This window comes from Enterovibrio qingdaonensis, assembly GCF_028683135.1.
GTDB classification, from domain to species: domain Bacteria; phylum Pseudomonadota; class Gammaproteobacteria; order Enterobacterales; family Vibrionaceae; genus Enterovibrio; species Enterovibrio qingdaonensis.
Genome location: NZ_JAJUBB010000001.1, coordinates 153,604 through 180,293, shown reverse-complemented (window position 1 = coordinate 180,293; position 26,690 = coordinate 153,604). Strand labels below are relative to the sequence as shown.

General features: G+C 45.8%; 28 protein-coding genes. 13 read left to right on the top strand and 15 right to left on the bottom strand.

The window, feature by feature from the left end; all coding sequences use genetic code 11:
• Positions 1-67 precede the first annotated feature (67 nt).
• From LRP49_RS00925 to uraH, 3 genes are all read right to left on the bottom strand, one after another.
• A complete protein-coding gene (locus LRP49_RS00925) occupies positions 68-1,510 on the bottom strand; it encodes a nucleobase:cation symporter-2 family protein (protein WP_274139546.1) in 1,443 nt (480 codons plus the stop codon).
• A 141-nt stretch (positions 1,511-1,651) separates the two neighbouring features.
• Positions 1,652-2,989, bottom strand: coding sequence for an NCS2 family permease (locus LRP49_RS00920; RefSeq protein ID WP_274139544.1), 1,338 nt, complete (start codon positions 2,987-2,989; stop codon positions 1,652-1,654).
• Between the two features lie 238 nt (positions 2,990-3,227).
• On the bottom strand, positions 3,228-3,581 hold the full coding sequence (gene uraH, locus LRP49_RS00915) for a hydroxyisourate hydrolase (protein WP_274139543.1): 354 nt from the start codon (positions 3,579-3,581) through the stop codon (positions 3,228-3,230).
• 461 nt (positions 3,582-4,042) lie between these two features.
• Between uraH and puuE the strand changes: the two genes are divergently transcribed.
• From puuE to LRP49_RS00890, 5 genes are all read left to right on the top strand, one after another.
• Positions 4,043-4,975 carry an allantoinase PuuE gene (gene puuE, locus LRP49_RS00910; protein WP_274139542.1) on the top strand — a complete coding sequence of 311 codons (933 nt, stop codon included), beginning with the start codon at positions 4,043-4,045 and terminating at the stop codon, positions 4,973-4,975.
• A gap of 7 nt (positions 4,976-4,982) precedes the next feature.
• Positions 4,983-5,498: a 2-oxo-4-hydroxy-4-carboxy-5-ureidoimidazoline decarboxylase gene (uraD, locus tag LRP49_RS00905; RefSeq protein ID WP_274139541.1), complete on the top strand. Its 516-nt coding sequence runs from the start codon at positions 4,983-4,985 to the stop codon at positions 5,496-5,498.
• Positions 5,499-5,699: 201 nt separating this feature from the next.
• Complete coding sequence (alc, locus tag LRP49_RS00900; protein WP_274139540.1) at positions 5,700-6,692, top strand: allantoicase; 993 nt, start codon at positions 5,700-5,702, stop codon at positions 6,690-6,692.
• 46 nt (positions 6,693-6,738) lie between these two features.
• Positions 6,739-7,266 carry an ureidoglycolate lyase gene (locus LRP49_RS00895; RefSeq protein ID WP_274139539.1) on the top strand — a complete coding sequence of 176 codons (528 nt, stop codon included), beginning with the start codon at positions 6,739-6,741 and terminating at the stop codon, positions 7,264-7,266.
• Positions 7,267-7,400: 134 nt separating this feature from the next.
• Positions 7,401-8,639, top strand: coding sequence for a urate hydroxylase PuuD (locus LRP49_RS00890; RefSeq protein WP_274139538.1), 1,239 nt, complete (start codon positions 7,401-7,403; stop codon positions 8,637-8,639).
• A gap of 553 nt (positions 8,640-9,192) precedes the next feature.
• Here LRP49_RS00890 and LRP49_RS00885 read toward each other — a convergent pair.
• Positions 9,193-9,702, bottom strand: coding sequence for a hypothetical protein (locus LRP49_RS00885; RefSeq protein ID WP_274139537.1), 510 nt, complete (start codon positions 9,700-9,702; stop codon positions 9,193-9,195).
• Between the two features lie 207 nt (positions 9,703-9,909).
• Here LRP49_RS00885 and LRP49_RS00880 point away from each other — a divergent pair, with 207 nt between their 5' ends.
• Positions 9,910-11,628 carry an SgrR family transcriptional regulator gene (locus LRP49_RS00880; RefSeq protein WP_274139536.1) on the top strand — a complete coding sequence of 573 codons (1,719 nt, stop codon included), beginning with the start codon at positions 9,910-9,912 and terminating at the stop codon, positions 11,626-11,628.
• Positions 11,629-11,634: 6 nt separating this feature from the next.
• On the opposite strand, the gene LRP49_RS00875 is transcribed toward LRP49_RS00880, so the two are convergent.
• The 4 genes from LRP49_RS00875 to msrP all read right to left on the bottom strand — a co-directional run bounded on the left by LRP49_RS00875 (position 11,635) and on the right by msrP (position 15,044).
• Positions 11,635-12,516 carry an AEC family transporter gene (locus LRP49_RS00875; protein ID WP_274139535.1) on the bottom strand — a complete coding sequence of 294 codons (882 nt, stop codon included), beginning with the start codon at positions 12,514-12,516 and terminating at the stop codon, positions 11,635-11,637.
• Between the two features lie 147 nt (positions 12,517-12,663).
• The gene (locus LRP49_RS00870; RefSeq protein WP_420791510.1) at positions 12,664-13,293 is read right to left on the bottom strand and encodes a hypothetical protein; all 630 of its coding nucleotides are present in this window, start codon (positions 13,291-13,293) and stop codon (positions 12,664-12,666) included.
• Positions 13,294-13,407: 114 nt separating this feature from the next.
• Positions 13,408-14,025 carry a protein-methionine-sulfoxide reductase heme-binding subunit MsrQ gene (gene msrQ, locus LRP49_RS00865; protein WP_274140082.1) on the bottom strand — a complete coding sequence of 206 codons (618 nt, stop codon included), beginning with the start codon at positions 14,023-14,025 and terminating at the stop codon, positions 13,408-13,410.
• On the bottom strand, positions 14,025-15,044 hold the full coding sequence (gene msrP / locus LRP49_RS00860; protein WP_274139533.1) for a protein-methionine-sulfoxide reductase catalytic subunit MsrP: 1,020 nt from the start codon (positions 15,042-15,044) through the stop codon (positions 14,025-14,027). The genes msrQ and msrP overlap by 1 nt, the downstream gene beginning before the upstream one ends.
• A gap of 291 nt (positions 15,045-15,335) precedes the next feature.
• Here msrP and LRP49_RS00855 point away from each other — a divergent pair, with 291 nt between their 5' ends.
• Positions 15,336-15,746: a hypothetical protein gene (locus tag LRP49_RS00855; protein ID WP_274139532.1), complete on the top strand. Its 411-nt coding sequence runs from the start codon at positions 15,336-15,338 to the stop codon at positions 15,744-15,746.
• Positions 15,747-16,002: 256 nt separating this feature from the next.
• Positions 16,003-16,947, top strand: a complete 945-nt coding sequence (locus LRP49_RS00850) for a L,D-transpeptidase family protein (RefSeq protein ID WP_274139531.1) — start codon at positions 16,003-16,005, stop codon at positions 16,945-16,947.
• Positions 16,948-16,966: 19 nt separating this feature from the next.
• Here the strand turns inward: LRP49_RS00850 and LRP49_RS00845 are convergent, their stop codons facing one another.
• The 6 genes from LRP49_RS00845 to LRP49_RS00820 all read right to left on the bottom strand — a co-directional run bounded on the left by LRP49_RS00845 (position 16,967) and on the right by LRP49_RS00820 (position 20,808).
• Positions 16,967-17,212, bottom strand: a complete 246-nt coding sequence (locus LRP49_RS00845) for an LPP leucine zipper domain-containing protein (RefSeq protein ID WP_274139530.1) — start codon at positions 17,210-17,212, stop codon at positions 16,967-16,969.
• Positions 17,213-17,404: 192 nt separating this feature from the next.
• Complete coding sequence (locus tag LRP49_RS00840; RefSeq protein WP_274140081.1) at positions 17,405-17,866, bottom strand: copper chaperone PCu(A)C; 462 nt, start codon at positions 17,864-17,866, stop codon at positions 17,405-17,407.
• 39 nt (positions 17,867-17,905) lie between these two features.
• Entirely contained in the window at positions 17,906-18,493 is a 588-nt protein-coding gene (locus LRP49_RS00835; RefSeq protein ID WP_274139529.1) for an SCO family protein, read from the bottom strand.
• Positions 18,490-18,945, bottom strand: coding sequence for a hypothetical protein (locus LRP49_RS00830; RefSeq protein ID WP_274139528.1), 456 nt, complete (start codon positions 18,943-18,945; stop codon positions 18,490-18,492). Before LRP49_RS00830 ends, LRP49_RS00835 begins: the two co-directional genes overlap by 4 nt.
• 145 nt (positions 18,946-19,090) lie before the next feature.
• Positions 19,091-20,014 (bottom strand): polyprenyl-phosphate transporter, encoded by a 924-nt coding sequence (locus LRP49_RS00825; RefSeq protein ID WP_274139527.1) that lies wholly within the window; start codon positions 20,012-20,014, stop codon positions 19,091-19,093.
• Between the two features lie 98 nt (positions 20,015-20,112).
• Positions 20,113-20,808, bottom strand: coding sequence for a DUF4336 domain-containing protein (locus LRP49_RS00820; RefSeq protein WP_274139526.1), 696 nt, complete (start codon positions 20,806-20,808; stop codon positions 20,113-20,115).
• 206 nt (positions 20,809-21,014) lie between these two features.
• Between LRP49_RS00820 and LRP49_RS00815 the strand changes: the two genes are divergently transcribed.
• The 3 genes from LRP49_RS00815 to LRP49_RS00805 all read left to right on the top strand — a co-directional run bounded on the left by LRP49_RS00815 (position 21,015) and on the right by LRP49_RS00805 (position 24,053).
• Positions 21,015-21,854, top strand: a complete 840-nt coding sequence (locus tag LRP49_RS00815) for a pirin family protein (protein ID WP_274139525.1) — start codon at positions 21,015-21,017, stop codon at positions 21,852-21,854.
• 147 nt (positions 21,855-22,001) lie between these two features.
• Positions 22,002-22,238, top strand: coding sequence for a hypothetical protein (locus LRP49_RS00810; protein ID WP_274139524.1), 237 nt, complete (start codon positions 22,002-22,004; stop codon positions 22,236-22,238).
• Positions 22,239-22,325: 87 nt separating this feature from the next.
• Complete coding sequence (locus tag LRP49_RS00805; RefSeq protein WP_274139523.1) at positions 22,326-24,053, top strand: bifunctional metallophosphatase/5'-nucleotidase; 1,728 nt, start codon at positions 22,326-22,328, stop codon at positions 24,051-24,053.
• Between the two features lie 447 nt (positions 24,054-24,500).
• Here the strand turns inward: LRP49_RS00805 and LRP49_RS00800 are convergent, their stop codons facing one another.
• On the bottom strand, positions 24,501-25,433 hold the full coding sequence (locus tag LRP49_RS00800) for a hypothetical protein (protein WP_274139522.1): 933 nt from the start codon (positions 25,431-25,433) through the stop codon (positions 24,501-24,503).
• Between the two features lie 258 nt (positions 25,434-25,691).
• Here LRP49_RS00800 and LRP49_RS00795 point away from each other — a divergent pair, with 258 nt between their 5' ends.
• On the top strand, positions 25,692-25,883 hold the full coding sequence (locus LRP49_RS00795) for a hypothetical protein (RefSeq protein WP_274139521.1): 192 nt from the start codon (positions 25,692-25,694) through the stop codon (positions 25,881-25,883).
• A gap of 244 nt (positions 25,884-26,127) precedes the next feature.
• Positions 26,128-26,403 (top strand): HlyU family transcriptional regulator, encoded by a 276-nt coding sequence (locus tag LRP49_RS00790; RefSeq protein ID WP_274139520.1) that lies wholly within the window; start codon positions 26,128-26,130, stop codon positions 26,401-26,403.
• Positions 26,404-26,690 lie beyond the last annotated feature (287 nt).

Genomic DNA, 26,690 nt, shown 5'->3' with positions numbered 1-26,690 from the left:
GTGTCCTTACTGAAAAAGAAATCGCCCCAAGTTTCATGAAGAAAGCAAGGGGCGATAGAGGGATGCATTATTGCGTGGGTTTGGATTCTTGATCGTTTGCTACGTCTTCTTGGGCAGTCGAAGTTGCACTGCTCGCCATAACGGGATCAGCAGTTTCTTCGCTTAGAGGTTGAGTATGCTCGCTGTTCATTTCTTCCTCTTCAGCCTCCCTTTCTGCCGTTATATCTTCTTTCGTTTTAGGCAAAACGAGATTCAATACAACGGCAACAATCGTACCCGTGGTAATGCCAGAGTGGAGCAATTGCGCAATATCATGGTGCATGTGCTGAAGCAGGGAAGGTTTGATAGTTACAGCAAGACCTGCAGCAAGAGAGACACAAATGACCAGTGCATTGCGTCGTGTGTCGGCTGCTTTAACCAACATGCGAATACCCGCATACGCAATCATGCCGAACATGATAAAGCCAACGCCGCCCAAAACGGGTTTAGGCACAGTAACTGCCAATGCACCGAATTTAGGGAATAAACCCGCAAGAATTAATAAGGCACCGGTTGTTCCCACGACAAATCGGCTTGCGACGCCCGTAATACCGACGATACCGACATTTTGGCTGAACGATGCCAGTGGCATGGCTCCAAAGAAGGAGCCAATTGCACTGCCGATACCATCACCCAACAATCCACGCTTCAGATCTTTACCCGAAATGGTGCGGTGACAATTGCTGGCAAGTGCGAGGAAATCGCCAGTCGCTTCGGCAATAACGACGATATAGGCCAGACACATACTGATGATGGCAGGCCAGGAGAAGCTCAGACCAAACTTCAAGGGTTCAGGCGCAGAGAACCAACTGGCTTTGCCGATTTGTTCTATGTTCACCATGCCCATGCTGAGTGCGACCAGATAGCCACCTGCTAAACCGATCACAATGGCCGATGCTGCAACAGACCCTTTTGCATAGGTAGCAACGAGCAAGACAACAAGCAGGGAGATACCAGCAAGAAAAAGTTTAGGCAATGTCGCAAAATGTTCGCTGCCAGCAGGTGCGTCACCCACCCAATTCATGGCAACGGGCAAAATGGTTAAGCCAATCAAGGTGACAACGACACCGCTTACGACAGGTGGGAACAGCTTGCGGATTTGCTCCATAAAGAACGCGGAGACAATGACCATACATGCCCCCACTAGGGCTGCCCCCATAATGCCCGAAACGCCATCTGCTTTACCGATGCCGATAGCAATGCCTAGAAAGGCAAAGCTAGAGCCCATAACGACGGGAAGTCGAATGCCGACAGGACCAAATCCGATACATTGGACAATGGTAATTGCACCAGATACAAACAGAGCAGCATTAATTAATGTTACAACGTCACCTGTTGGCAATCCAATTGCCGTTCCAACGATGAGGGGGACAGCGATAATACCGCCGATAGATGCAAGCATATGTTGAATAGCCAGCAGGAGCATAGATCCTACCGGCGGTTTCTCGTTTAATTCATAGAGCAGTTTCATAACGTCTTCCTCTCACTGCCGTGCTTCCTGTTAAATTGGCAGTGTTGGTGGTGAATGTAGAATTACCCTTGGTCCTAAAACGAAATGTGTATTATTAGAATGAAAAGAAAAGGCCTCTACGGGCCTTTTACTTGTGTATAACTAAATCAAAATCAGTTTGAACACGAAGAGGATGCTCAACGCATACATAGCGATTGAAATATCAGAGAACTTTCCTGTACCGGCTTTGAGCACTGTGTAGGTAATGAAGCCAAGTGCAATGCCGTTTGAGATAGAGAAAGTCAGCGGCATCATCAATGCAGTAACGGCGGCGGGGACGGAGTCTGTAAAGTCATCCCAGTTGACGTTCTTGATGCTGCTCATCATAAGAAATGCCACGTAAATCAGTGCACCTGCCGTCGCATACGCAGGGATCATACCTGCAAGTGGAGCAAGGAAAACAGCCGCCAAGAACAATACGCCAACGACAATGGCAGAGAGGCCTGTTCGAGCACCCGCTGAAACGCCTGACGCACTTTCTACATAGCTTGTCACTGGAGGACAACCAAAGCAGGCACCAATCACGCTGGACATGCTGTCTGCTTTTAATGCTCGTGGCAGGCCATCTATTTTTCCTGTTTCTTTATTGATTAAGTTTGCACGCTCAGCGACGCCCATCAGGGTGCCTGCGGTATCAAACATGTTTACAAACAGGAACGCCAAAATGATGCTGATCATACCGACGTTGAGTGCACCAGCGATGTCCATCGCCAAAAAGGTAGGTGCAATGCTTGGCGGTGCAGAAAATATGCCGCCGTATTGAACAAGATCGAGGCCCAAACCAATTAAGGTGACACTAAAGATCCCGATAAGTACCGCACCAAATACCTGCTTAACTGCAAGGACTGAGATAATAAAGAAACAGACGGCAGCCAGGATTGCCTGTGGCTGTGTGAAGTCGCCGAGTGTGACTAACGTTGCTTGGCTACCGACGACAATGCCCGCGCTTTTCAGACCGATAATGCCGAGAAACAGGCCAACACCAGCGGTCATGCCGTAGCGAAGGGAGGAGGGGATGCTGTTAATAATCCACTCTCTGACTCGCGATACGCTGAGGCCAACAAAAATGACGCCAGAGATAAATACCGCACCCAGTGCAACTTGCCAGCTATACCCCATTTCCCCAACAACGGTAAATGCGAAGAATGCATTCAAGCCCATGCCGGGGGCGAGGCCGACAGGCCAATTAGCGAATAGCCCCATCATTAACGTGCCGATCGCGGCCCCGATACAGGTAGCAACAAAGAGCGCGCCCGGATCCATACCGGATGCTGACATGATATTAGGGTTCACAAAAATGATGTATGCCATGGTGGCAAAAGTGGTGATCCCGCCTATCAGTTCATTTTTTACTGAGGTACCGTGCTGGCTTAACTTGAAGTAACGTTCCAAAAAGCCACTCTTACCTATGGGTTGTTCAACAGTGCTTTGCTTTTCCATTATTTCATTCCTGTTGTTATGGGGCGTGTACGTCAGGTCACGCGCGTTGCCTTAAAAAAGGATCCGATAAATCGCTGCTACCGCTATTTAGAAACACAAATGCGTTTTTCAAACGGCGAGGCAATGTCGAAACGTCAACGCTCCCCCTAGACTTACTGCGAGTTTTCCTTTTCGCATTATTTCGTTGGCTTAAGGCCAGTGTGTTTGCGTTCGGCAATTGTTGCCAAACAGAGGAAGGCTAGCTTCCTCTGTAAGTTGAAAAACTGTAGGGCGAAACGAGCAAAGGTACGTGGTAGTGCGAATTCGCGTCATCCACGCCAAAACGAATGATTACATCGTCTAAAAAGGGGGTATCACTCAGGGAAACGCCCGCGTTGCGGAAGTAATCGGCGGTGTTGAATTGGAGCTGATATTTGCCCACTAACAAACCGTTAGCCTCCAGAAGCGGCTCATCGGTGCGCCCATCTGAATTCGTTGTTGTCGTGATCACATGTTGTAAAGTGTCACCATCAACACGGTATAGCGATACGTTGATATCAGCTCCCGGCTTTCCATGCGCGGTGTCTAGTACATGCGTCGTCAGTTTTCCCATCTGTGTTCTGTCCTTTTGTCGAGTTACCAAGGTTACGCATTCCTGCATGTATTACCTTGGATACTAATACAGCTACCTTTGTCTGCACGTATCTAAGTCTGAGTGATTCGAGTTAATCCGAACAATGTGCACATCTACAAACTAAAATGTACACAATAGTTAATTGTTGTAAAGGTCAAAAATTGTGCAGTTCTAATTGTGAGAATCGGGCAATAAACCACGAATTTAGCGGGTTTAGCGCGTATTCTTTGTGTTCATTATAGATTTTTTGGATTTGCAGAAACTTGAACGCGGCAACATTTTGTTAACTTGTTCTTGTAAATTGTATACAAAATGTAATACTAAAAATGACTTCATGAGAACCGAAACGGATTCTTTGATCTTTATACCGCCATAAGTAGATAAATAGAGCGGCAAACACGAACAACATTCACGCAAGGTTTAAGGAAAGGAATGGCGCGATGAGTAGTGATTATCCTCGGGATTTGAAAGGCTATGGTGCTCATCCTCCTCACCCAAGGTGGCCGGGTGAGGCGCGGATTGCGGTTTCATTTGTACTGAATTACGAAGAAGGTGGCGAGCGTTGCGTATTGCATGGTGATCGAGAGTCAGAAGCGTTTCTTTCGGAAATCCCATCAGCGCAACCCCTTTCAGGTGTTCGTCACATCAGTATGGAATCTATCTATGAATATGGTTCTCGTTCGGGTGTATGGCGGATCCTTCGTCTATTTCGCCAGCATGAGATACCGCTCACTGTGTTTGCCGTTGGTATGGCGGCGGAACGTTATCCTGAAATCATCCAAGCGATGGCAGACGAAGGCCATGAAATCTGCAGCCATGGATATCGCTGGATCGATTATCAATATGTTCGAGAAGAAGACGAGCGTGAAGATATGGATAAAGCCATTGCTGCGTTAACGGCGATTACGGGAGAGCGTCCAGTAGGTTGGTATACAGGAAGAACCAGCCCAAACACTCGCAGGCTGGTGGCTGAAGAAGGTGGATTTCTTTATGACTCAGATGCGTATGACGATGATCTTCCATATTGGCATGAGGACGGTACCGAAAAAGGTAAGCCTCAGTTAGTGATTCCGTATTCGTTAGATACTAATGACATGCGCTTTTCTACGGTTCAAGGGTTTAACTCTGGTGAACAGTTCTTCCAGTACTTGAAAGACAGTTTTGATGTGCTTTATGAAGAAGGGCTGGATGCACCAAAAATGCTGTCTATCGGCCTGCATTGTCGTTTGATAGGCCGCCCCGGCCGATTGGCTGCGTTAAAGCGATTTATCGAATATGTAGAACAACACGACAGGGTTTGGGTGACTCGCCGTGTTGATATTGCCAATCATTGGCACAAGCATCATCCGCATTCAAGCATGACCACGGAGTAGGTAATCAATGGGGCTCTTTACAACCTGTCGGCCAAGCAGTCAGACAAAAGCACAGTTTGTTGAAACCTTTGGTGGTGTCTATGAGCACAGCCCTTGGGTGGCTGAAACCGCATTTGGAAGTGGGTTAGATACGGCATTTGACGATCAAGACACCTTGCATTCGCGCATGTCTAACGTGCTGAATGACGCCGACGACGCAAAAAAAATGCAGGTGGTGTTGGCGCACCCAGATTTAGCAGGCAAAGCGGCACAAGCTGGCGAATTAACCGCCGAATCGACCTCTGAACAAGCAAGTGCTGGCATTAGCGAGTGTACAGCTGAAGAGTTTGCTCGCTTTACTGATTACAACCAACGCTATAAAGAGAAGTTTCAGTTCCCGTTTATCATGGCGGTAAAAGGCGCGAACAGGCATTTGATTTTATCAGCGTTTGAAACACGTTTAGACAACGACTTACAAACTGAATTTGACACAGCGATTGCCGAAATTAACAAAATCGCTTTGTTCAGGCTACGTGATTTGTAGCTCTCTGGGTGCCGTGATGGTGATATTTCATTACATCAAACGGTGAATTCAGCGTCTCGCAAATTGAAGCTCGCCGAAGGTGCAATTAAATGCCTTCTGCCACAGTGAAAGGGGAAAAGACGCGACCTTTTGTATCAAAGATGCCAGGCCAAAAAGGCAACTCGGTGTCACGGATATATGTGATAAAAGGAAGCAATAAAAATGGAAAATCGTCCTGAATTCGTCAAGCTTGTGAATCTTGCCAGTAGCCGGTTAGGCACAAAGGTAATTTATGCAACAGATGACTTCTTTGCCGATAAACAGCGTCTAGTCGATGATGCGCCCGCGCAATGGAAAGAAGACGTATACGATGACAACGGAAAATGGATGGATGGCTGGGAATCGCGCCGTAAGCGTGAAGAAGGGCATGACTATTGTGTTGTCAGACTGGGTTTGCCGGGCAAAATTTCCGGTGTAGATATCGACACCTCTCACTTTACGGGTAACTACCCGCCCTCAGCATCGTTAGAAGGATGTTACTCGCCAGATGGCGACCCACAGCAAGAGCAAGTCTGGGAAACGCTGATTGCATCCACAAACCTGAAGGGTGACAGCCACCACTTCGAAAATGTTGAATCGAAAAAGTCATTTACCCATGTGAGATTTCACATCTACCCCGATGGCGGCGTCGCCAGACTACGAATTTATGGACAACCAGAGATTGACTGGACGCGCGTAAGTTCAGATCAAGAGTTGGACTTAGTGGCGGTCGAGAACGGTGGTCGTGCGCTGGCATGTAACGATCAGCACTTTGGTCATATGAGTAACCTCATAATGCCAGGTCGTGGCGTAAACATGGGTGACGGCTGGGAGACGGCACGACGTCGTGTACCTGGGAATGATTGGGTGATCCTTTCTTTGGGTCATACCGCCTATGTTGACCGTATTGTAATCGACACTGCGCATTTCAAAGGAAATTACCCTGATAGTGTCTCGATTCAAGCTGCATTTGTTGAAGGGGGCACTGACGAGCAGATCGCCACACAAAGCCTATTTTGGCGTGAACTGCTTCCAAGTCAAAAATTGTCCGCAGATAACATCCACGAGTTTGCTAATCAGGTAAATACACTTGGGGCGATTTCGCACGTTAGGGTAAATATCTTCCCTGATGGTGGCATTAGCCGTGTTCGACTGTTTGGTCGAAAGTCAGATTGAACAAATATCGTCATAGTGAACGTGTAAACGCAGGATGATACAAGAAATGGATACAGATATTGAAAAGGGCGTGACAATCACGTTAACGCCAGAGCCATTAACACCGGATGCGTTTGCGCCGTTTGGTGATGTCATTGAAACTGAAAATCGTGACTATTTCATGATCAATGGTGGTTCTACTCGACGCTATCACAAGCTTGCGACCACGCAAGTTGATGAAGGTAGTCGCGTTATCATCAATATCTTTCAAGCGACACCGCTGTCATACCCGCATGGCATTGAAATGCTGGAGCGTCATCCAAAAGGCTCACAAGCATTCGTGCCACTGTTGGGTAATGACTATTTGGTCGTTGTTGCACCCAAGGCCGATGCGCCTGATCCGCATGCTATTCGTGCGTTTTATGCAAAAGGGTCACAAGGTGTGAATTACCATTGTGGCGTATGGCATCACCCTGTGCTTGCTTTGTCGCCAAACGATCAGTTTCTGGTCGTTGATCGAGAAGGTGAAGGTAAAAACTGTGACGAGTTTTTCTTTTCAAAACAGATACGTGTGATATTGGCTCCTGAATCTTAATGTCTCTTTTTCAAAGTGAGTCGCTTGCTGCTTTGTTTAAAGTGAATGCCAATATCTAAGAAAAACAGGAAGGGACGACGTAAGCTTTATTGTTAATCGCAAGATAAGCAACGGCGTTCATACAGGAGGTTGTTATGGATCCGTACATCACGGAATGGTTGAACCTTGCGGTACGCTGGATACACATGATCACCGGCGTCGCTTGGATTGGTGCCTCTTTTTACTTTGTTTGGCTTGAAAATAACCTAAATAGAGATAACCCCAAAGAAGGGTTGTCAGGGGATCTTTGGGCCATACACGGTGGTGGCATTTACCACCTCGAGAAATACAAATTGGCACCCCCTAAAATGCCAGAAACCTTACATTGGTTTAAATGGGAAGCCTACTTTACTTGGCTAACCGGTGTGGCCCTGCTGAGCATCGTTTTCTATTCCAACGCAGATATTTACCTTGTTAAACCGGGGTCGGGTATTGCTCCAATGACAGCGGTTGCAATAGGTATTGGCTCTTTAGTTGCGGGCTGGTTTGTCTACGATTTTCTGTGTGATTCCCCTTTGGGTAAAAAGCCGCTGCTACTTGGGGTGGTGTTATTTGCGTCTCTTGTCGGAGCTGCGTGGGCATTGAGCTTAGTATTTAGCGGTCGAGGAGCGTACATCCATGTCGGTGCCATCATAGGTACCATTATGGTGGGTAATGTTTTCCGCATTATTATGCCGGCTCAGCGTGGCTTGGTTAAAGCGATAGAAGAAAACAGAGAGCCTGATCCAGAGTTGCCAGCAAAAGGGTTACTTCGTTCTCGTCACAACAACTACCTGACGTTACCTGTGCTGTTTATTATGATCAGCAACCATTTTCCAAGCACCTATGGAAACGAATATAACTGGGCAATCTTGGCGGGTTTGTCAGTCATCAGTGTTTTGGTGCGCCATTACTTCAATACGCGACATGGTAGTCAGAAATATGCGTGGACAATTCCAACTGCTGCACTTGGATTAGTTTGCCTTGCTTTTGTGTCCAACCCTAATGCGTTCCAAGAGAAAAGGGTCCCCGTTGCGGTTTCATCTTCTGGAACAGAGAATGTGGAAATTGTAACCGTTCAACAAACTGATATCGTTGCGTTTGAAACGGTAAAAACCATCATTACGGAGCGGTGTACGGTATGTCATTCACAACAGCCAACTCATGCGGCTTTTGCGACTGCACCTGCAGGAGTGATGCTCGACACGCCTGAGCAGATGCAAAACGAAGTATCTAGAATTGTCGCTCAAACTGTCACTACAAATATCATGCCTTTAGGTAATCTGACACAAATGACGGTTGAAGAGCGAGAGGCTATTGGGAAGTGGGCTGACGATGGTGCTTCTATCCATTGAGGTGGACAGAGAGTCGCTTTTACTAGGCGACTCTCACACAAAAAGTAAGTGAAGTGGTGTGATAACTTATTGTTCTTTATGTAATTATGGGTGAATTACGATAGGGCGGTAAGACAAAATAGAGGTATTTCACGAATTTATGTACAAATGAGTATTAAATTGGCAAAAAGTAAAGAACGACCAAGAAAAGAAAATTGATCTTCGTTATACTCTGCTTCGTATAAAAAAACACCGCTTAGCCATGCCAACCGAAGAGTGTGGATTGACTAAGCGTTAGCTGAAATACTTGTAGGGGATATACCGTGGAAACCGTTCTGGTCGTTGCTTTTCTTGTCGCTGCATTTTTCATCGTCAAGAAAGAGCGTAAGTGCCGTTGTAAATAATACTATGTAAAGACTGAAACCCTTTTTTATCTCACTTTTCAGTCAATTACTTTACTGTCTCAATGTATCGGTGCCAGAGACATCTGAAATCAGAATGCACTTCGGTCATCAATGAATCGAGACAAAAAAAGCAGAGCTTAGCTCTGCTTTTTTATTTGTATATCAGATAATTACTCAACCAATATAACGCCATTCTTAGCAACTGACTTCATGTGGCTCATCATAGCCGTTTGGGCTGCGTCAGTGATACCGAAGACATCATAGATACCTTCCACTGAGCTTTCTTCTTCTTGCGTCTCGAAGAGCATACCTGTCGCGACAGGTTTTCCGCGTTCCATCGCAACGTAAAGAGCAACATTTACACCATCGGGAGTGGGAATATCAGTCAGAGATAACTGAGACAGGTATTCGACCATGACCTCTTGTTGGTCATCGGGCCATTTTTGCGCCAAGGTAAGTGCATATCGCACGACCAGTGGGTGACAATCGACAGCATAAAAAGTGAAACCGTCTTGTGATTCAGTGTGCTGAACCTCTTCGACTGACGGGGACGTCTCTGCAGCTTGATAGAAAGCCAAGCCCCTTTTGCTTTCTGGGGTAGGAAACTGGGCATCGTCGATGTGACTTGCCATCCATTGTTGCTTTTTATGATAGTGAGAAAGAACAGTCGATTCGATCATGATGGCTCCTGAGCCTATGCAACATCAGCATGTGAACACCGATAATAACGCCGTTAAGTGAAATAACAATCTCCAGAGCACAAAATGAGGAAATGTTTCTGACGAATGGCTAACTCTTGACCAGTTAGATATTGATAGCGAAAGCCGTATTTGAGTATAAAATAGGAAATATTTCTGCAAACTAAGCGACTTAGGGGTTCCTCTTTTATGTCAGGACAGCGCCTTCAAACCCAGTTTTCTAAAATCTATGCCTATTTCAGTGGCAGAGACAGTGACACCAATTTGGAAACGATGGCGGACATTCTGTGTTGTACGCGACGAAACGCGAGAATGGTGCTGAATAAGATGGCTGAGCAAGGCTGGCTGAGCTGGGATCCTGCCGTTGGGCGAGGGAAGCAAAGCCGATTGAATTTCTATCGCACTGAATCTGACCTTCAAATGCGCCGAGTTAGAAAGTGGGTTCAAGAAGGTAAACTTGATGCCGCATTGGAAGAACTCGATAACGATGCAGAAAAGTTAGCGCGATTGATCCAAGAACAATTGGGTGTGTCAACGCAAGAGGGTAAGCAAATCATTCGTTTGCCCTATTACCGCAGCTTTCCAACGTTAAACCCTACCAAGCCTCTAAGACGCTCCGAGCAGCATCTTGTGACACAGATTTTTAATGGGCTTACTCGAATTAACGAGAAAACCGAGCTGGTGGAGCCCGATCTTGCCCATCACTGGGAGGCAATTTCTCCCCAACAATGGCGTTTTTATCTGCGCCCGGCGGTTAAATTTCACGACGGAAGCCTACTGCATGCTGATGATGTTATTTGGTCACTGAAAGTCCTGACGACAAATCCTTATTTCGCGCATATTGACCGAATTGAAGCCCCTGAAGATAACGTGATCGATGTATTTCTTTCGCGGGCGGATAACTACCTACCTGAAACGTTGGCAATTCCCATGGCAGCGATTCAGTCAAAAAAAGTCGCTCAAACAAAGGATGGAGACAGAATGCCAGTAGGCACGGGTCCATATCGTGTTGCGGTTAACAATGAACGTCAATTGGTACTCAAAGCGCACGACCAGTATTTTGGCTTCCGTGCATTGACGGATGAAATAGAAATCTGGGTACTGGACAGTGCCGCTATGTGTTACTTGCAACCGACAGCTTCTCTTGATCCTACCGCACTGGATTCACGCCAGGGTGCACTTCAGAGTGATGCAAGTGATAGATTGGAGTTGGATGAAGGTTGTAACTATTTGCTGCTAAATCGCCAAACAGGGATTGCGAAAGATGAACGCTGGGCAACCTACATTCGCCAGCGTGTTTCTTCACTGTGTTTGCTGCCTTATCTTGCCAAGTTAGAGATAGGAGAATATCGCTTAATTAACGCGTATGGGTTAGTGCCAGGTTGGATCCATTCGAATGTTTCTTCAACCAGTACGCCAGCTCCTGCTCAGAAAACATTGCGGCTTGTTCATCAGTCAGAAAACCCATTGTTTCCTTTACTCGCATTGGCCTTGAAGCAAATGCTGGCAGAAGACGGCGTGACGTTGGAAATTGATACAGTGCCTTACGAAGAGATGATGATACCGAAAAAAGCCAAGAAGATTGATATTTGGCTGTGTGGGGTCAGCTTCGGGAATAAGCGTGCCGATTCGATGCTACCGTGGTTAACTAACTTTGAGCACCTATCGACCGCGATGCCGCGTGATGAGTTTGATGATTTGTACGAAAACATCGCACTGTGGCGCGAGCAGTCAGAAACTGCATTTGATTCAGAGGCGATAGGTCGTTCATTGGTTGAAACTTCGCAGCTCGTTCCCTTGTTTCACATCTGGTTAGGTGTGGTGGACAGCGCGGACCTTGAGGATGTCTCATCCAATCGGGTTGGCTGGTTTGACTTTAAATCTGTGTGGAAAAAACCCCTGATTTAGCCACCACTACCCAATATAGAAAGTTGCTGCCAGCAGCAGGGGTAAGGTGATGATGGTGAGTAAATTGCCAAAGAGCACCATCGAAGCCACGTTGTCTGCACCAATACGAAAACGCTCTGCCAGCAAAAAGTTCATCACTGCTGGCGGAAGCATGGTAAACAGCAGCAACATTTTCATGTGCTCGGCTGGCAGTGGGATCCAGTAATAAATCACCGCAAACGTAATGCCTCCGGTTACTAAACTAAGAGCGGTCGACAGTAACCCTACGCCAATTCCGGACCAACGAATCGCGGTTAATTGCACACCCAGAGAAATAAGCATGATTGGTACCGCTGCTTGGCCAACCAATGTCATTGCCTCATAGAGCGGATTCCAGAGTGTTGCGTCGAAGACGTTAAACAAAATCGCGGCCAGAGACGCCCAAAGAAGTGGCATTTTTAGCACATTTCGGAACTGATACTCTTCGTTGCTAAGCATTGCCAATCCAACGGTAATATGTAGCAACAACGACACAACGAAAAGCAGAACGGCAGGTCCTTCTGCGGCCGTACCAAATGCATAACCAAAAAGTGGTATGGCCAAGTTTCCGCTATTGCGGAACATCTGCGGTGGCGTCCAGGTTTTATAGGAAAGCTTAAGCAGTTTGCAGACAGGAACCATTAATAGCCCCGGCAAAAGTACAGCGAGTGACGCTGCGAAAATGAGAGAGGATTGCGCTTTTCCCAAGGGCATGATGGACAAGGTGGAGAATACCAAGCAAGGGATCATCAAGTCGATATTGATACGATTCATGTCACCCATATTGGGTTTGAACTGCTTTCCAACGAAAAATCCCGCCACTACGACAGCGAAAATAGGGAAGAGAATACTGATGACTTTTTCGAGCATCCTTGCCTCAAAAGTGTAAATAATGTGTGTGATGAATTACCTATCCAACACCACGCTACGTTAACTTTCTGCTTTCATCAAGCCTAAAGAGGGCGTGCAAGTTCTCAGGTAAGTGACAGATTCCGCGAGATACCTAAAACGCTGACGTTAGATTGGATAAGTAGCAGTCAAAAGAAGGTATTTGTAAAGCGGTAAACCATCGCGTTGTCGATGAAGTGGGTTATATAACCTGTGCAGACCTTTTTCGAGACTACATTCAGATTCGATATCTGTGGCGAGGTCTTGTTCGGCTAAGACCAACCTGATGCCTTGCGATATGTATTCGTCGATATGAATAGGCTGATGGCCAAGCCACCAACTAGGAATAGACTTACTGGCACTTGAGCGGTCGACCCAGTGGTCAGCAACAATAATCAAACGTGCGTCTTTTGTCCTATCAATCGAGACCTCTTCCAGTACGTGTTTGATGTCTCTTACTAGTCCTTTACGGCAAGCAGAGCTTGCACTGATCATTCGGTGAGCGAGGACGAACACTTGGTGGTTGTCAGACTCTATGCAATAGATGGGTTGTTTGTAGCTTGACGCTTCTTCTAATTGACTAAAGTTGGTTAGGATATTCAGGTTGTCAAAAGAATGAACGATACGGCGTGAGAGAGCCTTGCCCATATGGCTGTCTTTCATGCCGCGATTGTGAATTGTAGGATAATGATGCTCGCAGAAACTCAAACAGTCTGATTGAAAGTTTCTCAAACTTTGCGAGATGAGTTCGTCCAACAAAAAGGTCCACTCCAAAAACAATCGTTACTACATAAGGTTACTTAAAGTATGGCAAAAATTTTGAATTTGCTATATCAACTTTAGGTATTTGTGGTAAGTGGTGGAAAAGTGATACTAACTTCGTCTTATCACGGGCCGAAAAACGATTCTTTTCAAGGTTTTCCAACGAATCAGCAACAATGAAATAGCAAGTGCGAAGTAGATTGCTGGCTCAATAAGTTCTGATTTTGAAGACCAATAAAAGTGTATGGGAGCAAGAATAAGCGCAATATAAACGCTGTTATGCAATTTTTGCCATTTAGCACCCATGGACCTTTGAATACGTGAGGTTGACGTGACAGTTAATGCAAAAAGTATTAACCAGCACGTCGCCCCAACAGTGAGGTAAGGACGTTTAACTATTTCACTACCAAGCAGGGCAATGTTGAAGCCAAGATCTAACGAAAAATACGTTAGCATATGAAGCGTTGCCCAGAAGAAAGCGTAAAGCCCAACCATGCGTCTGCACCTGACTAACATCCCTTGCTTGGTGACCTTTGCCAATGGACTAATGATTAATGTCAAAATGAGGGTATTTAAGGCAGCAATCCCTGTGTAGTGCGTGATGCCTTCGACAGGGTCTGCACCAAAGCTTTCGCTTAGAACTCTCCAGACAAGGTCAGCAAAAAAGATGAGTGAAACAAAATGAATGGCTGCTTTCACCCAAAAAACATGTTTTATAGTCAATCTAATCAATAGTTAGCTCTCAAATCCATGCCGCTATACATACTCGCCACTTCCTCTGCATAACCGTTAAACATGAGGGTGGGCTGCCTGCGAGAACTGAATATTGTCCCTTCGCCGATAAATCGCTCAGACCCTTGACTCCAACGAGGATGGTCTACTTGAGGGTTTACATTGGCGTAAAACCCATACTCATGACGAGCCAACAAGTTCCATGTTGTCGCAGGTTGCGCTTCCAGCAAATGGATTTTTACGACCGATTTAATGCCTTTAAACCCATATTTCCAGGGAACGACTAATCTAACGGGCGCACCATTTTGAGGGGCAAGTGTTTGTCCGTAGAGACCGACGCTTAATAACGTTAACGGATTCATGGCTTCATCGAGTCGAAGGCCTTCAACATAGGGATAATCGATACCGCCACCCACAAATTGAGAGCGTTGTCCTGGCATCTGTTTTGGGTCATATAGGGTCTCAAATGCAACATACTTTGCGCTACCCAGCGGGTCCGCTTGCTTGATAAGTGATGCAAGTGAGAAGCCAACCCAAGGAATATTCATTGACCACGCTTCGACACAACGCATGCGATAAAGCCGTTCTTCAAGAGGGAAGCGTTTTAGAAGATCGTCATACGTTAGCGTGATGGGATTATTAACCAAGCCTGTCACCTCAAGCTTCCAAGGATCAACCTTAAAGGCTTGGCTGTTTTCAACAGGGTCGTTTTTGCCTGTCCCGAATTCATAAAAATTGTTGTAGGTGAGGACTTTTTTCTCTGGCGTTAATTCGAGACCTTCACCAAAAGGTGTAGAGCCGGATTGAAGAGGGTGTCGAGTGAAAATCGAGGGGGCTTCTTTTTCTTCGTCTGAATTAAACAAACCAAAGAGGTTGGCATTCGCCTGAGAAGCAATTGGCAATGTTGCAGTGACTATGCCCAGCTTTTTTAAAATGTCTCTGCGTTCTTGATAAACGGACTCAGGGGTTAGTTCGTTCTCTTTTAAGTCTGATTGTTTTTTCCGGCGGATAAGCATTGTGTCTGTCCTTAATATGTCAGCCTTTACGGTTTTCACGCTGCAATCAGAAAACGCATCCTCAAATTGCTTGGTTACATAGACCTATTAAACGCATCATTTCTTTCATTAGTTTAGGTTTGGATTAAAAAAATCGAACACTTTCGATAGTCTTAACTGAATTTGGCAAGTAGAGTGACAGTTCAGCGTAGTCTGGATTATAAATTGACCAAAAAGCAACCAGTTAGGGTTGGTGAAGCCGTTTGGCGACTACGTGGAAATATGTTTTTAGAATTTGAAATGGATGTTTACATGAAACGTATTCTTGTCATTCTCGCACTTATGCTGCCAGCAACCTCCGCATACTCTCAAAGTTTCTCAGCAGGTGTATTTTTAGGTACCCCAATGTCGGGAATTACCGTTACACAAGCCAACCTCAGGCTGTCATTGGGTTTAGATAACTTAGGCGTAGCGATTGATGGTTTATGGAGTTTGAGCGAGTGGTTGGCAAGGCCTGAACTGCAAGGTGTATATGGCTACACTGGCATTCAATGGGTCAATGACGACGTTCACGAATGGGGGCCCAAAGCGGGACTTGGTATTTCAGTGCCTGTGGGACATGGTAATGCAGAGCTATATGGTGAGGCAGGCTCAACCTGGTATTGGAAAGAAGACGCAGGGTTTGAATTAGAAGGTCTTATCGGATTAAGAATGCACTTCTAACAAAGGGACCATGAAAATAGAGCACCGAAAGGTGCTCTTTACGTTTTGTATCAGCTCAGAGAATTTGACATTAAATAAGTCTATTCTTGAAGGATTAAGCGGGTCGATCCGGTCTGAATGCATGGTATCTTCAGACGAGCTTCAATTTCTTGCATGAATAAGTAGCTTGTACGTTAATTGGGTGTCTATGTTGGGCAACGTTCGATTTTTCCGACAGACCCGTAAGTAATATTTGAAACAGTTGAGACCGTGGCGCATGAAATCGAAACGGATAGCCTTCCTAACACTTCTACTTTGTTTGTCGCCGTTAAGCAGTATGGCGAATGAGTATGCTTGGCCCAAGCCAGATACGCGCCTCTTAGGTGAAAATACTATCCATATTGTGAAAGATGGCGAACACCTTGAAAGCATCGCAAAACGTTACGATGTTGGTTTTCTTGCCTTACTGTCCGCCAACCCTGGTGTTGATCCTTACCTGCCCGATCCCGGTACGTTTGTTACCGTGCCTCAACAGTTGATCTTGCCTGAAGTCGACTACGAAGGCATCGTGATTAACCTTGCAGAGCTCAGACTCTATTACTTCGACAAGAAGGCGCATAAGGTCCATGTTTTTCCTATCGGAATAGGGCGAATAGGCAGAAATACGCCCATCATGAAAACCAAAATTAGCCAGAAACGAGAAAATCCAACGTGGACGCCGCCGGAAAGTATTAAGAAAGAATATCTCGAAGAAAAAGGCATTGTATTGCCAGATGTTGTTCCTGCCGGGCCAGAGAATCCGTTAGGGAATCGTGCGCTCAGATTGGCGTATGGCACAGGATCGTATCTGATCCATGGCACCAATAAGAGTTTTGGCATTGGGCTCAGGGTAAGTTCAGGCTGCATTCGTATGCGACCAAAAGACATTTTGTGGCTGTTTGATAAAGTGCATGTCGGGGAAAAAGTAAGGGTAATCAACGAACCAGTTAAAACCAGTTACGAACCCGATGGCGCAGTCTTTGTTGAAGTGCATCGCCCGCTGTCAAATGACGAATCAGATGCTGGAAAGCGTATTCTTACCCAGCCGGACGCACGTATTTCGACTTGGTTGAGAACCAATGCGATGAACGAAACGCGCTATCGTGCTGCGTTGGCGGTTCAGTCGGGTATTCCTATTGAGATGGGAAACGCTGCGGCTCCCGAAGGAGCCGCAGAATTATAGTGTTGTCATTAGCGCCGTTTTACTTGGTGTAAGACTGCGCCATGTTGTCGATACGCTCATTAGCGCGAGCTGCTTCGTCATAAGACAGAGCAGACGCCGCAGCTACGTCAGCAACATCGCCTTGTAGAGCAGAAACTTGGTTAGATAGAGAGTCTACTTTAGACGACAGATCTGCGACGCTTTGCTCTAGCGCTGAGTTGTTAGAACAACCAGCTAAAATTGCGGTTGAAGCAATCGCTGCTAACGTTACCAGACGAATTTTCATAGTCAAAAACCTCTTCATTTTTGTTGGGTTGCCTTACTGCACTGCTTTTTACCTGTTAAACAACTGGCTGCAGTTTAACCATAGACTGCGATTAGCTATTCTGCCGCCGTGAGTCATACTTATCCGCCTCAATGTTGATACAGCTTAAAAATCTAAGCCTGCAATCAGCATAATTGGTTAGACCTTTTCAGGTTAATGGCCTGATTCATGCCCGTGTTTCATTTTCGAGTGAGCCATGACTCTTTTAACCGGAACGTCTAATGCGACGCTCGTTTGGTCAGAAAAGGTTAGCTTAAGCGGAATTGTTTTTCCTTCCTTGAGTGGAGATGGGAGATCAAACAGCATGATGTGTAAGCCACCAGGCTCTAGGTTCGCCATACCACCTGCGGGAATTTTAATGTTTTTAACCTGCCGCATTTTCATCATGCCGTCGATCATTTCATGGTTATGAAGTTCAACGGTGTTGGCTGCAGCGGTTGAAGCACTGAGCAAAAACACATCTTTATCGCCGTTATTAACAATTTCCATAAATGCGGCACTGTTTGGCGCATGAGGCGGTGTCGCTCTCGCATAAGGGGTATGGACATTGATTTCTGCAACGGCACTGGCAGACATCAGTCCCAGTAACAATCCGACAGAAGCGGCTTTAAACATCACGGTTTACTCTCCTTGTTATTGTACTTATGTGTGTTTCTAAGGTGTTGCTGTGTCCGTTAGGCGAAGAATCGCGTCGGAAATCATATTCGGGTTAAGCGTATGTGGCACTTTTTCAAGCAGGCTGCCATCAGGGCTAAGAAAGTAGAAGTATGAACTGTGGTCAACTGCGTACTCCATCGCGGAGTTTTCCAATTCAGTGATTTGATAAAGCACGCCATATTTCTTAGCTAATGTGCCTATGGATGCCTCTGGGCCACTGCTGCCTTCGATCATGGGGTGAAAATACCCTGCATATTCTTTTGCAGCGTCTGGTGTATCCCGTTCAGGATCGAGCGTGATGAAAATGGGACGCACTGCGCGGAGTGTTTCCTCGGGGAGCGACTGCAGTGACGCGGCGAGCATGGCTAAAGAGGTAGGGCAAACATCAGGACAGTGGGTATAGCCAAAATAGACGACTCTGACTCTTTGGTCTGCAGTGTCAAAAAGGTTCAGTGGTTCAGACCCTGTTTGAAGAGTGATTGTATTCGTCGTTGTTACGTCTGCATCTTGAAAGTGGTCAACTGCGTAGCGCGCACCTAGACCAGCGACCAGAGCGACAGACAAAATAAGTATTTTTGTTTTCATCGCACCATTCTTATATCAACGGGTAGTACGGTTTGATTGTCAGGGCTGGAAATCTGACCTCTCCACGTCATTTCTTCGTGCATACACAGTGGCAATAAAACATCGCCTTCAAACGTTTGATTGCCGATGTCTGCCAACTTAAGTTTGTAAATTCCCATATTCATTTCGACACCTTCCAATTCCAAAACCAAGTAAGGTGGCGTAGGGATGTCGTCATTCAATGTAACGGTAAGATTAGATGGTACTAAGGGCGCGACCGAATCATTCGCAAGTCGTGCATTGGCATCGTTAAATTCACATGCTTTTTGACCAAGCGTGCACGTGGGGGCGATCGCCGTTGAGGTTACTTCACGTGCAAACAAAAAATTGTCAGCGAATAAGTATCCAATCGTAGCGAAAAGCGTGATGGCTGAGAGCGTCACCACTCGATGTTTAGAATTCGTAGTAATCATGCCTGAGCGATATTAGTGATAATTGCGTCAAAAATACTATCACTTTATGTTACGCGGCTGTGTGAGAAATGTCTTGAAATGAAAGGAATAAAAAAGCTGCTCGAGAGCAGCTTTAGTCAATAATGCATGTCATTGCGAAGAATGATTAATCGGCCATTTTTTCAGAGAACTTCTCTAGACCAACCACCAACGCAAAACCGACCACCATCGCGACGATAGACGGAACAAGCAACGAAGGCTGACCCGTTACGGATTCGAACGCACCTGGCATCAGTACCTTCTCAATTAGCGGTACTTGTTCGCCTGCTGAGTTAATACGGTAGCTCAACACTTCTTTCCATGGCCACACTTTTCCTAATGCGCCAATAAGCAGGCCAGTAAGAAACGCGATGGTAAGATCACGATACTTGCGAAGTAACCAAGAAAGCACGTGTGAGAACGATAAGATGCCCGCCAGACAGCCAATCGCAAAAAGACCGAGGATTGGAATGTCGAAGGATTTCACGGCACTTAATACAGGACCGTACATACCAAGCAATAGCAGAATAAAGCTACCTGAAATGCCCGGCAGGATCATGGCACAGATGGCAATAGAACCAGAAATAAACACCGTGAGGTAGTTGAATTCAAGTGATACAGGGTTTGCAACGGTTATGCCGTAAGCAAAAATGGCACCTGCAACAGCAAGGGACAGTGTGGCGGCATTCCAACGCTCGACTTGTTTGATCATATGAATTGCCGATGCCACGATAAGGCCGAAGAAGAATGACCAAATCAGCACTGGGTGTTCAGCCAGCGCATAGGTAACGGCTTTCGCTAACGTCAGGATTGCAGTCAGGATGCCTGTTAGCAATGAAGCAAGAAAGGTACCGTTGACGTGTTTCCATACAGCGGCGAATCCTTCTTTGCGCCACAAAGAGAATAGAGAGGGATTAACGCGGCGAATGCTTTCTAATAGCGTGTCGTAGATGCCGGTGATGAATGCTATAGTACCGCCGGATACGCCTGGTACTACATCGGCGGCACCCATCGCCATTCCTTTGAAAAAGGTCAAAATGTTTTGCTTCATTTACAGTTTCTGATTCTGGAAAAAAATTGGGTCAATTATAACGGCTTGCGTCCAGACGGAAACCTCTTATATGCAAGGGGTTACAATTAACGCGTAAATTAACTGAAAATTGATTCGTGTTTTAGTGCCCATGCGTAGGCGTGTGCCAATTTTCTCTTTCCATCAAACAAGATTGGATCGCCATGAATAGGAAGAATATGGTCAAACGGCCAGGTAAGAATCTCTTGAAGTGATTGGCGTAAGAGTTGTTTGTTTTTCACCCTCAGTCTTTGAGGTAATGGAACGATAACTTGGTTTTCGCATCCACTCAGTTTCCCTACCATACGGCGAGTGACTGATCCTTCATTTAGGGCGATCACACTTTCCCCCAAAATGAGCGTCTTGCTAATAGGGTCACAAAAAACCACTTCCTCACAGTCTTCGTTCCCGCGGATGATGGTCTGATATAACTGACCTTTCCAGCGGGGAGAGGTGGTGGAATTAAGTACGCCATCAAAGCCTATATCAGTGCGTTTGGCTGCTAAGCCTGGTGCTGAATAGAAATAGGCATCTGGGAAGGCCAACCACCAATCGGAGAGATCATCATGCAGGTCTTGGTTGGCAGTCGTGATACAGCTTACTTCGCCTAACCCGTCGATATACTGCTTGATTGACTCAGTAAGCTGGCAAGGGTTGTGAATGAGTAAGGAGCCGTTGTCTAGCCGGATGACAGACATGCGTAGGCCTAAATCGATACCGAATTTACGGTAAGTGTCTAAGTGATACCAAAAGCGATTACTTTGCCACTCTATCATTGAAATTCATCCTTGAATTACGTCTGTTGGATAAATATCAGAGATACAGGTGTTGGGAAAGAAAATAATTTACGTGGCGAAAAACTATTTTCTAAATTTAGTCATCACGCGCCTCTTGTTCGAAAAAACTGAATAAGTTGATAGGGAGCAGCTCATGTTCACGCTATCGCTATGGCAATAGACTGTCAGTAACAAAGGAGGTCACAATGACAGCTAAGCAAATAGTTCGTGTTATTCGGTCTCACGCGTCTAAAGACGGTGATGGCGTGAATATCCAAAGAGTACATGGCTTTAATGATTCAACGTTTAGTCCGTTTTTGATGATTGACGAGCTGAAAAGTGAAAATCCAGATGATTATGTTGGCGGGTTTCCTCCTCATCCTCATCGTGGCATAGAAACATTGACGTATATGCTGAAAGGGCACTTTGAACACCGTGACCATATGGGCAACGTCGGTCAACTCAAAAGCGGCGGCGCGCAATGGATGTCCGCTGGAAAAGGGGTGATTCATAGTGAAATGCCAATAGTGACCGAAGGTGGCTTACATGGATTTCAGATTTGGATAAACCTTCCTGCTGAGAAAAAACGCCTTCCGGCCAAGTACCATGATTTTCAGTCACCAGAAATTAATGAGTACGGTTCAGAGCAAAACCTGTTACGGGTTATCTCTGGTACATTAAAAGAGAATGATGCGTTGCGAGAAGGGCCGTTGCAGGACACCGGTGTTGAAACCATTGTCGCCGATTGGCGTGCGGCTGGTGGTGAGTCGAGAACGTTGACCATTCCCGCACATTATCAAACCAACCTTTATGTATATAAAGGTGAGGTAAAGATTGGCGGCGATACAGTGAAAGCGGGGCATTGGGTTTGTCTTGGTGATAGTGACAGTGTCACATTGGAGTCGGTTGAAAACGCAGGTGTGTTGATATTGGCGGGCCAGCCCATCGACGAGCCAGTCGTACACTATGGTCCATTTGTCATGAACAGCATGGACGAGATTAATCAAGCGATCGCTGATTATCAAAATGGTGTGCTAACAGATTAAGCGATTTGTGGATCAAACGCTGGTCTTCCAATACAAGGAACTCTTCAGGCATCACAACCATTGGCTGAGATGTAAACAAATTGTTGATCTAAGATCGTGTATTTGTTTTAGTGGCTATGTTTGGTTTCTGGACAGGAAGACTGGCTTTTGCTCCAAATCATTGCGCATGCGATAGAAACCGTACTGCTTCTCACTGGCGTGTTGATGCTGGTTCGTTGTGCGTTCCAGTACGCGAGTCGAACGCACAATTGGCACCGTGTAAACGTCGTACTTTTTCATATCCGTAGCCTCTCTAAAGACGAAATGAAATGGTGGTACGCTGCCATGTTGAGCTTGTCTTTGGGGGCTGGCGCAAAACTCGTGTCGATAACGCTTTTTCAATGAGTAGCAGTGCAACATAACTGTGATGTATGTGAACTAAGATCTGGATCTGATACACTTTGATTTTGCGCCTACGCAATAAAGGGATCCATGCTTAGAACAAAACCAATAAAGCTCGCTATCGCGCACGTCAACGATACACACTCGCATTTTGAACCTACCCCGATCTCGCTTGCAATACCTTGTCTTGAAGACCGTGTTTACGCCAACGTAGGTGGATTTGCTCGCATTGCGACCGTAGTGAATCAATTCAAACAACAAGCTGCCGAATCGACGGATGGCTTCCTTTTTCTGCATGCGGGAGACTGCTTTCAAGGAACGCTTTACTACAGCTTGTTTAAAGGCGAAGCCAATGCCGTTATGCTTAATCAGTTGGCCCCTGATGCCATGGCTTTGGGGAATCATGAACTTGATTTGGGTAATGCCGCGGTTTCAAAGTTTCTCGACCAAATAGACTTTCCCTTGCTGGCCGGAAATTGGGATGTCAGTGGCGAAAGCCCGGACAAAGCTTTCCCGGTGAAGGGGAAAAGCAATTTACTCGCCTACAACCCAGACAATTTGGCTGCAGAAGTACTCCTTAAGCCAATCGGAGACCAAGAGGTAGCGATTTTCAGTGTTGCATTAGACAAAATGGCAGATATCGCGATGCCTGATGCAGACACACCATTCATTAATGCCAAACAGACCATCATCAATACGGTGAACTATATTCACCAACACCACAAAACCCCCCATATCATATTGCTCAGTCATCTGGGCTATGACCAAGACTTGAAGATAGCCGAAGAAGTCGAAGGGCTCTCGCTTATTGTTGGCGGACACAGCCATGTGTTACAGGGTGACTTTTCTAACCTAGGGCTTGGGGATATGGGTCCGTATGGTCGTCATATTAATCAAACACTGGTGGTTCAAGCGGGTTGCCATGCATTGGCGTTGGGGAGGCTAGAGGTCACACTTAATGCGTGTGGTGGCATTGATAGCTATTCAGGCGGCAATGTCCTGATGTTAGGAAGAAGCTTGGCAATGGATACCTCTTGGGACCAGTCTTTGCCAGCAGAAACGTTTGAACGCGCCAAGTCGTATCTTCTTACTCAGCCTAATGTCGTTCACTGTCGTGGCGATGAATCGCTAAAATCGGTGTTGAATGAAAGGTATCGTCCTGCCGTTGAAAAGCTAAAGCGTGACGTTGTCACTCAAGTTCCAGAAAGACTTCGCCACCTTCGTGTTCCGGATGAGAAAGGAGCCAGCCAAATCGCGCCGCTTGTCTGCGAAGGACTCATGTATTCAGCCGAGCAACGTGGCCACCATGTTGATTTTGCGATACACAATGCTGGTGGTGTGCGAGTAAGCCTTGAGAAAGGCAAACTGACGGCGGCAGAGGTGGCTGGCAGGTTGTTGCCGTTTGCCATAGATATCATGCTCTACAAACCGACAGGCTTGCAGGTAAAACAAGCCATTGAAGGTGCCATAGACAATGCATTGAACAATGGCGTGGAAGGCACAGGTGATGGAAGCTTCCCTTATACGGCAGGGTTGAAGTTTACCTATCAAGTGTCTAAGCCAAAAGGTGAGCGTATCACTGCGCTGAAATACCGAGACAAGACAGGTCACTGGAGTGACGTTATCATGGAAAAAACCTACCATGCGGTGTCGTCTGCGTATACGTCGCAAGGAAAGGAAGGTTATGACTCCTTGAAGCACCTTTCCCAACCGCCACAGTCGATTGATGTAATTTTGTCAGACAGTTTTATCGAATATGCGCGCAGTTGCCATGAACTTGTGCCACCCTCCGAGCAACTATCAATCATCCTTGAATAACATCCGCGCATTGTAATTACTCGGCAAAAGAGAATGCCTCATACTCAAATGACCTGATTACCTTACTTTCAGGTTATTTGGGTACAAGTAGTTGATTTAACTCGTCGCATTTATCCCTTTTACCGCGAAAATATGTTCACTTCACACTTTGAGCCTGAATTTTGCATTGGAATTGAAACAAAGCCAGTTTTTGCCGTCTATGAAAAAGTGGTTTTGAAATATTACAGTTTCAATATTTTTCGCCGATATAGTGAATAGCAACGATTGAGGAGGCTCTATGGTTGAGAAACGTGATTGGTTAGATTTTGGATTAATCGCTTTTTGGCTTGCTGCATGGGTTTCATTGGTTTACTTCGTGCCAGCGGCCATGTGACGACGAGAACTACCTATTAACGACCTGACAGAGGGCCCATCAGGTACGTTTAAGTAAATTGCTCTTCAATACGGTCAAGCCACAGGTTGCTTGATGGTATTTCGACTTCGATTAACGAAAAATTTGACGACAAACGGCTGTATGTAAGTCGGTAGTTGTAAAGCCCCTATCAAAGGCAGGTAAAGTGGACCTAAAAACACGCCTGCGACGGAATAGGTGAGTAACACATTTCTATTCCCCGAAGTAATTGCTGCGACGAACGCGGCCTCTTTTCCCTTTCTCCAAAACACAAGCAAACCAATGAGGAAAAAGGACACACAGATCATAAAGGCGATCGCCATTGTGATCAGCGCAAACGATCGATCTTCTTCCCAAAGCCACCGGTATTGCCCACTTAGCCCAAACGGAAAGCTAAACACCAATACAATCGTGAACTGCGCGATTTTCCCATGAACGCGAGACAACTTCTCCTGAGGTGCGTGCTTGCGGATAAGGTAGGAAAGCAGCATAGGGCCAAAGATAAATATGAGTAAGCGAACAACGTACTCTTTCATGTCCAGTGAGAACGAGTCGTCACTAAACAGAGTCAGATTAACAAACAGTACGATTGGCATCATCAGCGTACTGGCAATGGTGAAAGCCATGGCAGCGAGCGGATTAAAACCGACGCTCCTAACGATTGCGGGAGTAGCAAAGAGGCTGCCAGTAGCACACACGGCGACGAGAGCGATCAACAGAGGTGGGCTTGCATCAAGAGAAATGGCAATGCCGCTGACGATTAGTGTAGTCAACGCAGCATGAACAAGTGCATATCGCCATGCGTCAGGTTTTGCTAATGACGCGACCAACGCCTTTTGGTCAATACCGATAAGGGTGAAAAGCATCAGCATAAATAATATATAGGGTAGAGCGGGAAGTAACGCTGATGACATTGATGGAAACGAAAACCCTAAGATTGCCCCACTGAGTAAGAACAATGACGAGTGTTTGGCGATTAATGCGAGCAAAGTGGCCTCTACAATCCGTTGTTAAAGACAAATGTTACCAAAATGGAAATGGATTGATAAATAAATATTAATAATGGGAAAGTGTCTAGCGTAGGAGGAAGTCACTGAAACTATTAGCGTATTCTAGGAGTGCCCGCGCAAACGGAATGTGAATTCAGATAAGAAAAACTAATGATAAAGGATAGTTTAAGTCATTTTTACTCGTGCATGGTAACGCTTAGAATTTAACCTGAAAAAACAATCAACAGTGAGAATGTCATGACGCAGGCAGTTAACTTTGCTGAGGCATATGCTTCGGAGAGTACAACGAATAAAAGCTATGCGGTTTCTTTCAAAGGATTGATTTTCCACGCACTGGATGTGCTTCGCAGTAAGCAAAAAAGTAAAATGATGTTGTCCACCTCAGATTTGCCGGACCACATCAAACGAGATATTGGTTTAATCCGTTAAATTCACAGTGTCCAACCGATTTGAAAAGCGCGGCTTATACACCGCGCTTTTTTGTTTTTGGACGATCCGTTGTTCTCCTCAACTCGCGTTTTTGCGCCATCCCGGACTATCGACACGCCTAACTTCACGCTTCCACCAGTACGTGTTGTCCAATACCGTCAACCGTTGCCCTTCGCTTTGTATAGACAAGTTATACCGTCTTCGTCACTATAAGGTTCCCATTCAGGAAAGTGAGATAATTATCATGGGCTTATTTAGCTGGCTGTTCGGCTCAAAAGAAGAAAATGCAAAAACCGTAGAGCCAACAGAATACAAAGGATTTTTGATCTACCCCGAAGCGAAATCAGAAGGCGGCCAATTTCGTATCTGCGGCCGAATTTGCAAAGACATCGAGGGAGAAACACAGACGCATACTTTTATTCGTTCCGATCTTCTACCGAGTGAAGAGGGAGCCAATGACTTAATGCTGAAGAAGTCTCAACTATTTATCGATCAAATGGGCGAAAGAATGTTTAGCTAGGTGACCAAGATCAACGCATTTGTAATCGATTTCGGTCAAAAGTATCTCTTTGATTTGAATTCTTAAACGGATTTGATGAATTATCCATCGATTGTGCGTTGAATGATAGTTTAATCAACGATTTGGTTTGATTGTGGTAGCAAAGGTCTGACCTCCGTCCATGAACAAATGGCGTTATTTTATTACTAAAAGTCATTAAAATTAGCTCGTATTAGGGTTGAATGTTGATTATTTTGGTATTTTTCCTACAGAAGTACTTGATTAAGCCTTATCAGTTCGCTACAAAC

Bases quoted from the DNA above. Each gene is read 5' to 3' on its own strand.
- LRP49_RS00885 (WP_274139537.1), bottom strand. From the start codon at position 9,702: ATGATCGAATCGACTGTTCTTTCTCACTATCATAAAAAGCAACAATGG.
- LRP49_RS00790 (WP_274139520.1), top strand. From the start codon at position 26,128: ATGGGCTTATTTAGCTGGCTGTTCGGCTCAAAAGAAGAAAATGCAAAA.
- LRP49_RS00850 (WP_274139531.1), top strand. From the start codon at position 16,003: ATGAAATCGAAACGGATAGCCTTCCTAACACTTCTACTTTGTTTGTCG.
- LRP49_RS00845 (WP_274139530.1), bottom strand. From the start codon at position 17,212: ATGAAAATTCGTCTGGTAACGTTAGCAGCGATTGCTTCAACCGCAATT.
- LRP49_RS00880 (WP_274139536.1), top strand. From the start codon at position 9,910: ATGTCAGGACAGCGCCTTCAAACCCAGTTTTCTAAAATCTATGCCTAT.
- uraH (WP_274139543.1), bottom strand. From the start codon at position 3,581: ATGGGAAAACTGACGACGCATGTACTAGACACCGCGCATGGAAAGCCG.
- LRP49_RS00895 (WP_274139539.1), top strand. From the start codon at position 6,739: ATGGATACAGATATTGAAAAGGGCGTGACAATCACGTTAACGCCAGAG.
- LRP49_RS00855 (WP_274139532.1), top strand. From the start codon at position 15,336: ATGAAACGTATTCTTGTCATTCTCGCACTTATGCTGCCAGCAACCTCC.
- LRP49_RS00820 (WP_274139526.1), bottom strand. From the start codon at position 20,808: ATGATAGAGTGGCAAAGTAATCGCTTTTGGTATCACTTAGACACTTAC.
- uraD (WP_274139541.1), top strand. From the start codon at position 4,983: ATGGGGCTCTTTACAACCTGTCGGCCAAGCAGTCAGACAAAAGCACAG.
- LRP49_RS00830 (WP_274139528.1), bottom strand. From the start codon at position 18,945: ATGATTACTACGAATTCTAAACATCGAGTGGTGACGCTCTCAGCCATC.
- LRP49_RS00815 (WP_274139525.1), top strand. From the start codon at position 21,015: ATGACAGCTAAGCAAATAGTTCGTGTTATTCGGTCTCACGCGTCTAAA.
- LRP49_RS00920 (WP_274139544.1), bottom strand. From the start codon at position 2,989: ATGGAAAAGCAAAGCACTGTTGAACAACCCATAGGTAAGAGTGGCTTT.
- LRP49_RS00840 (WP_274140081.1), bottom strand. From the start codon at position 17,866: ATGTTTAAAGCCGCTTCTGTCGGATTGTTACTGGGACTGATGTCTGCC.
- puuE (WP_274139542.1), top strand. From the start codon at position 4,043: ATGAGTAGTGATTATCCTCGGGATTTGAAAGGCTATGGTGCTCATCCT.
- LRP49_RS00835 (WP_274139529.1), bottom strand. From the start codon at position 18,493: ATGAAAACAAAAATACTTATTTTGTCTGTCGCTCTGGTCGCTGGTCTA.
- LRP49_RS00805 (WP_274139523.1), top strand. From the start codon at position 22,326: ATGCTTAGAACAAAACCAATAAAGCTCGCTATCGCGCACGTCAACGAT.
- LRP49_RS00875 (WP_274139535.1), bottom strand. From the start codon at position 12,516: ATGCTCGAAAAAGTCATCAGTATTCTCTTCCCTATTTTCGCTGTCGTA.
- LRP49_RS00890 (WP_274139538.1), top strand. From the start codon at position 7,401: ATGGATCCGTACATCACGGAATGGTTGAACCTTGCGGTACGCTGGATA.
- LRP49_RS00795 (WP_274139521.1), top strand. From the start codon at position 25,692: ATGACGCAGGCAGTTAACTTTGCTGAGGCATATGCTTCGGAGAGTACA.
- LRP49_RS00825 (WP_274139527.1), bottom strand. From the start codon at position 20,014: ATGAAGCAAAACATTTTGACCTTTTTCAAAGGAATGGCGATGGGTGCC.
- alc (WP_274139540.1), top strand. From the start codon at position 5,700: ATGGAAAATCGTCCTGAATTCGTCAAGCTTGTGAATCTTGCCAGTAGC.
- LRP49_RS00925 (WP_274139546.1), bottom strand. From the start codon at position 1,510: ATGAAACTGCTCTATGAATTAAACGAGAAACCGCCGGTAGGATCTATG.
- msrP (WP_274139533.1), bottom strand. From the start codon at position 15,044: ATGCTTATCCGCCGGAAAAAACAATCAGACTTAAAAGAGAACGAACTA.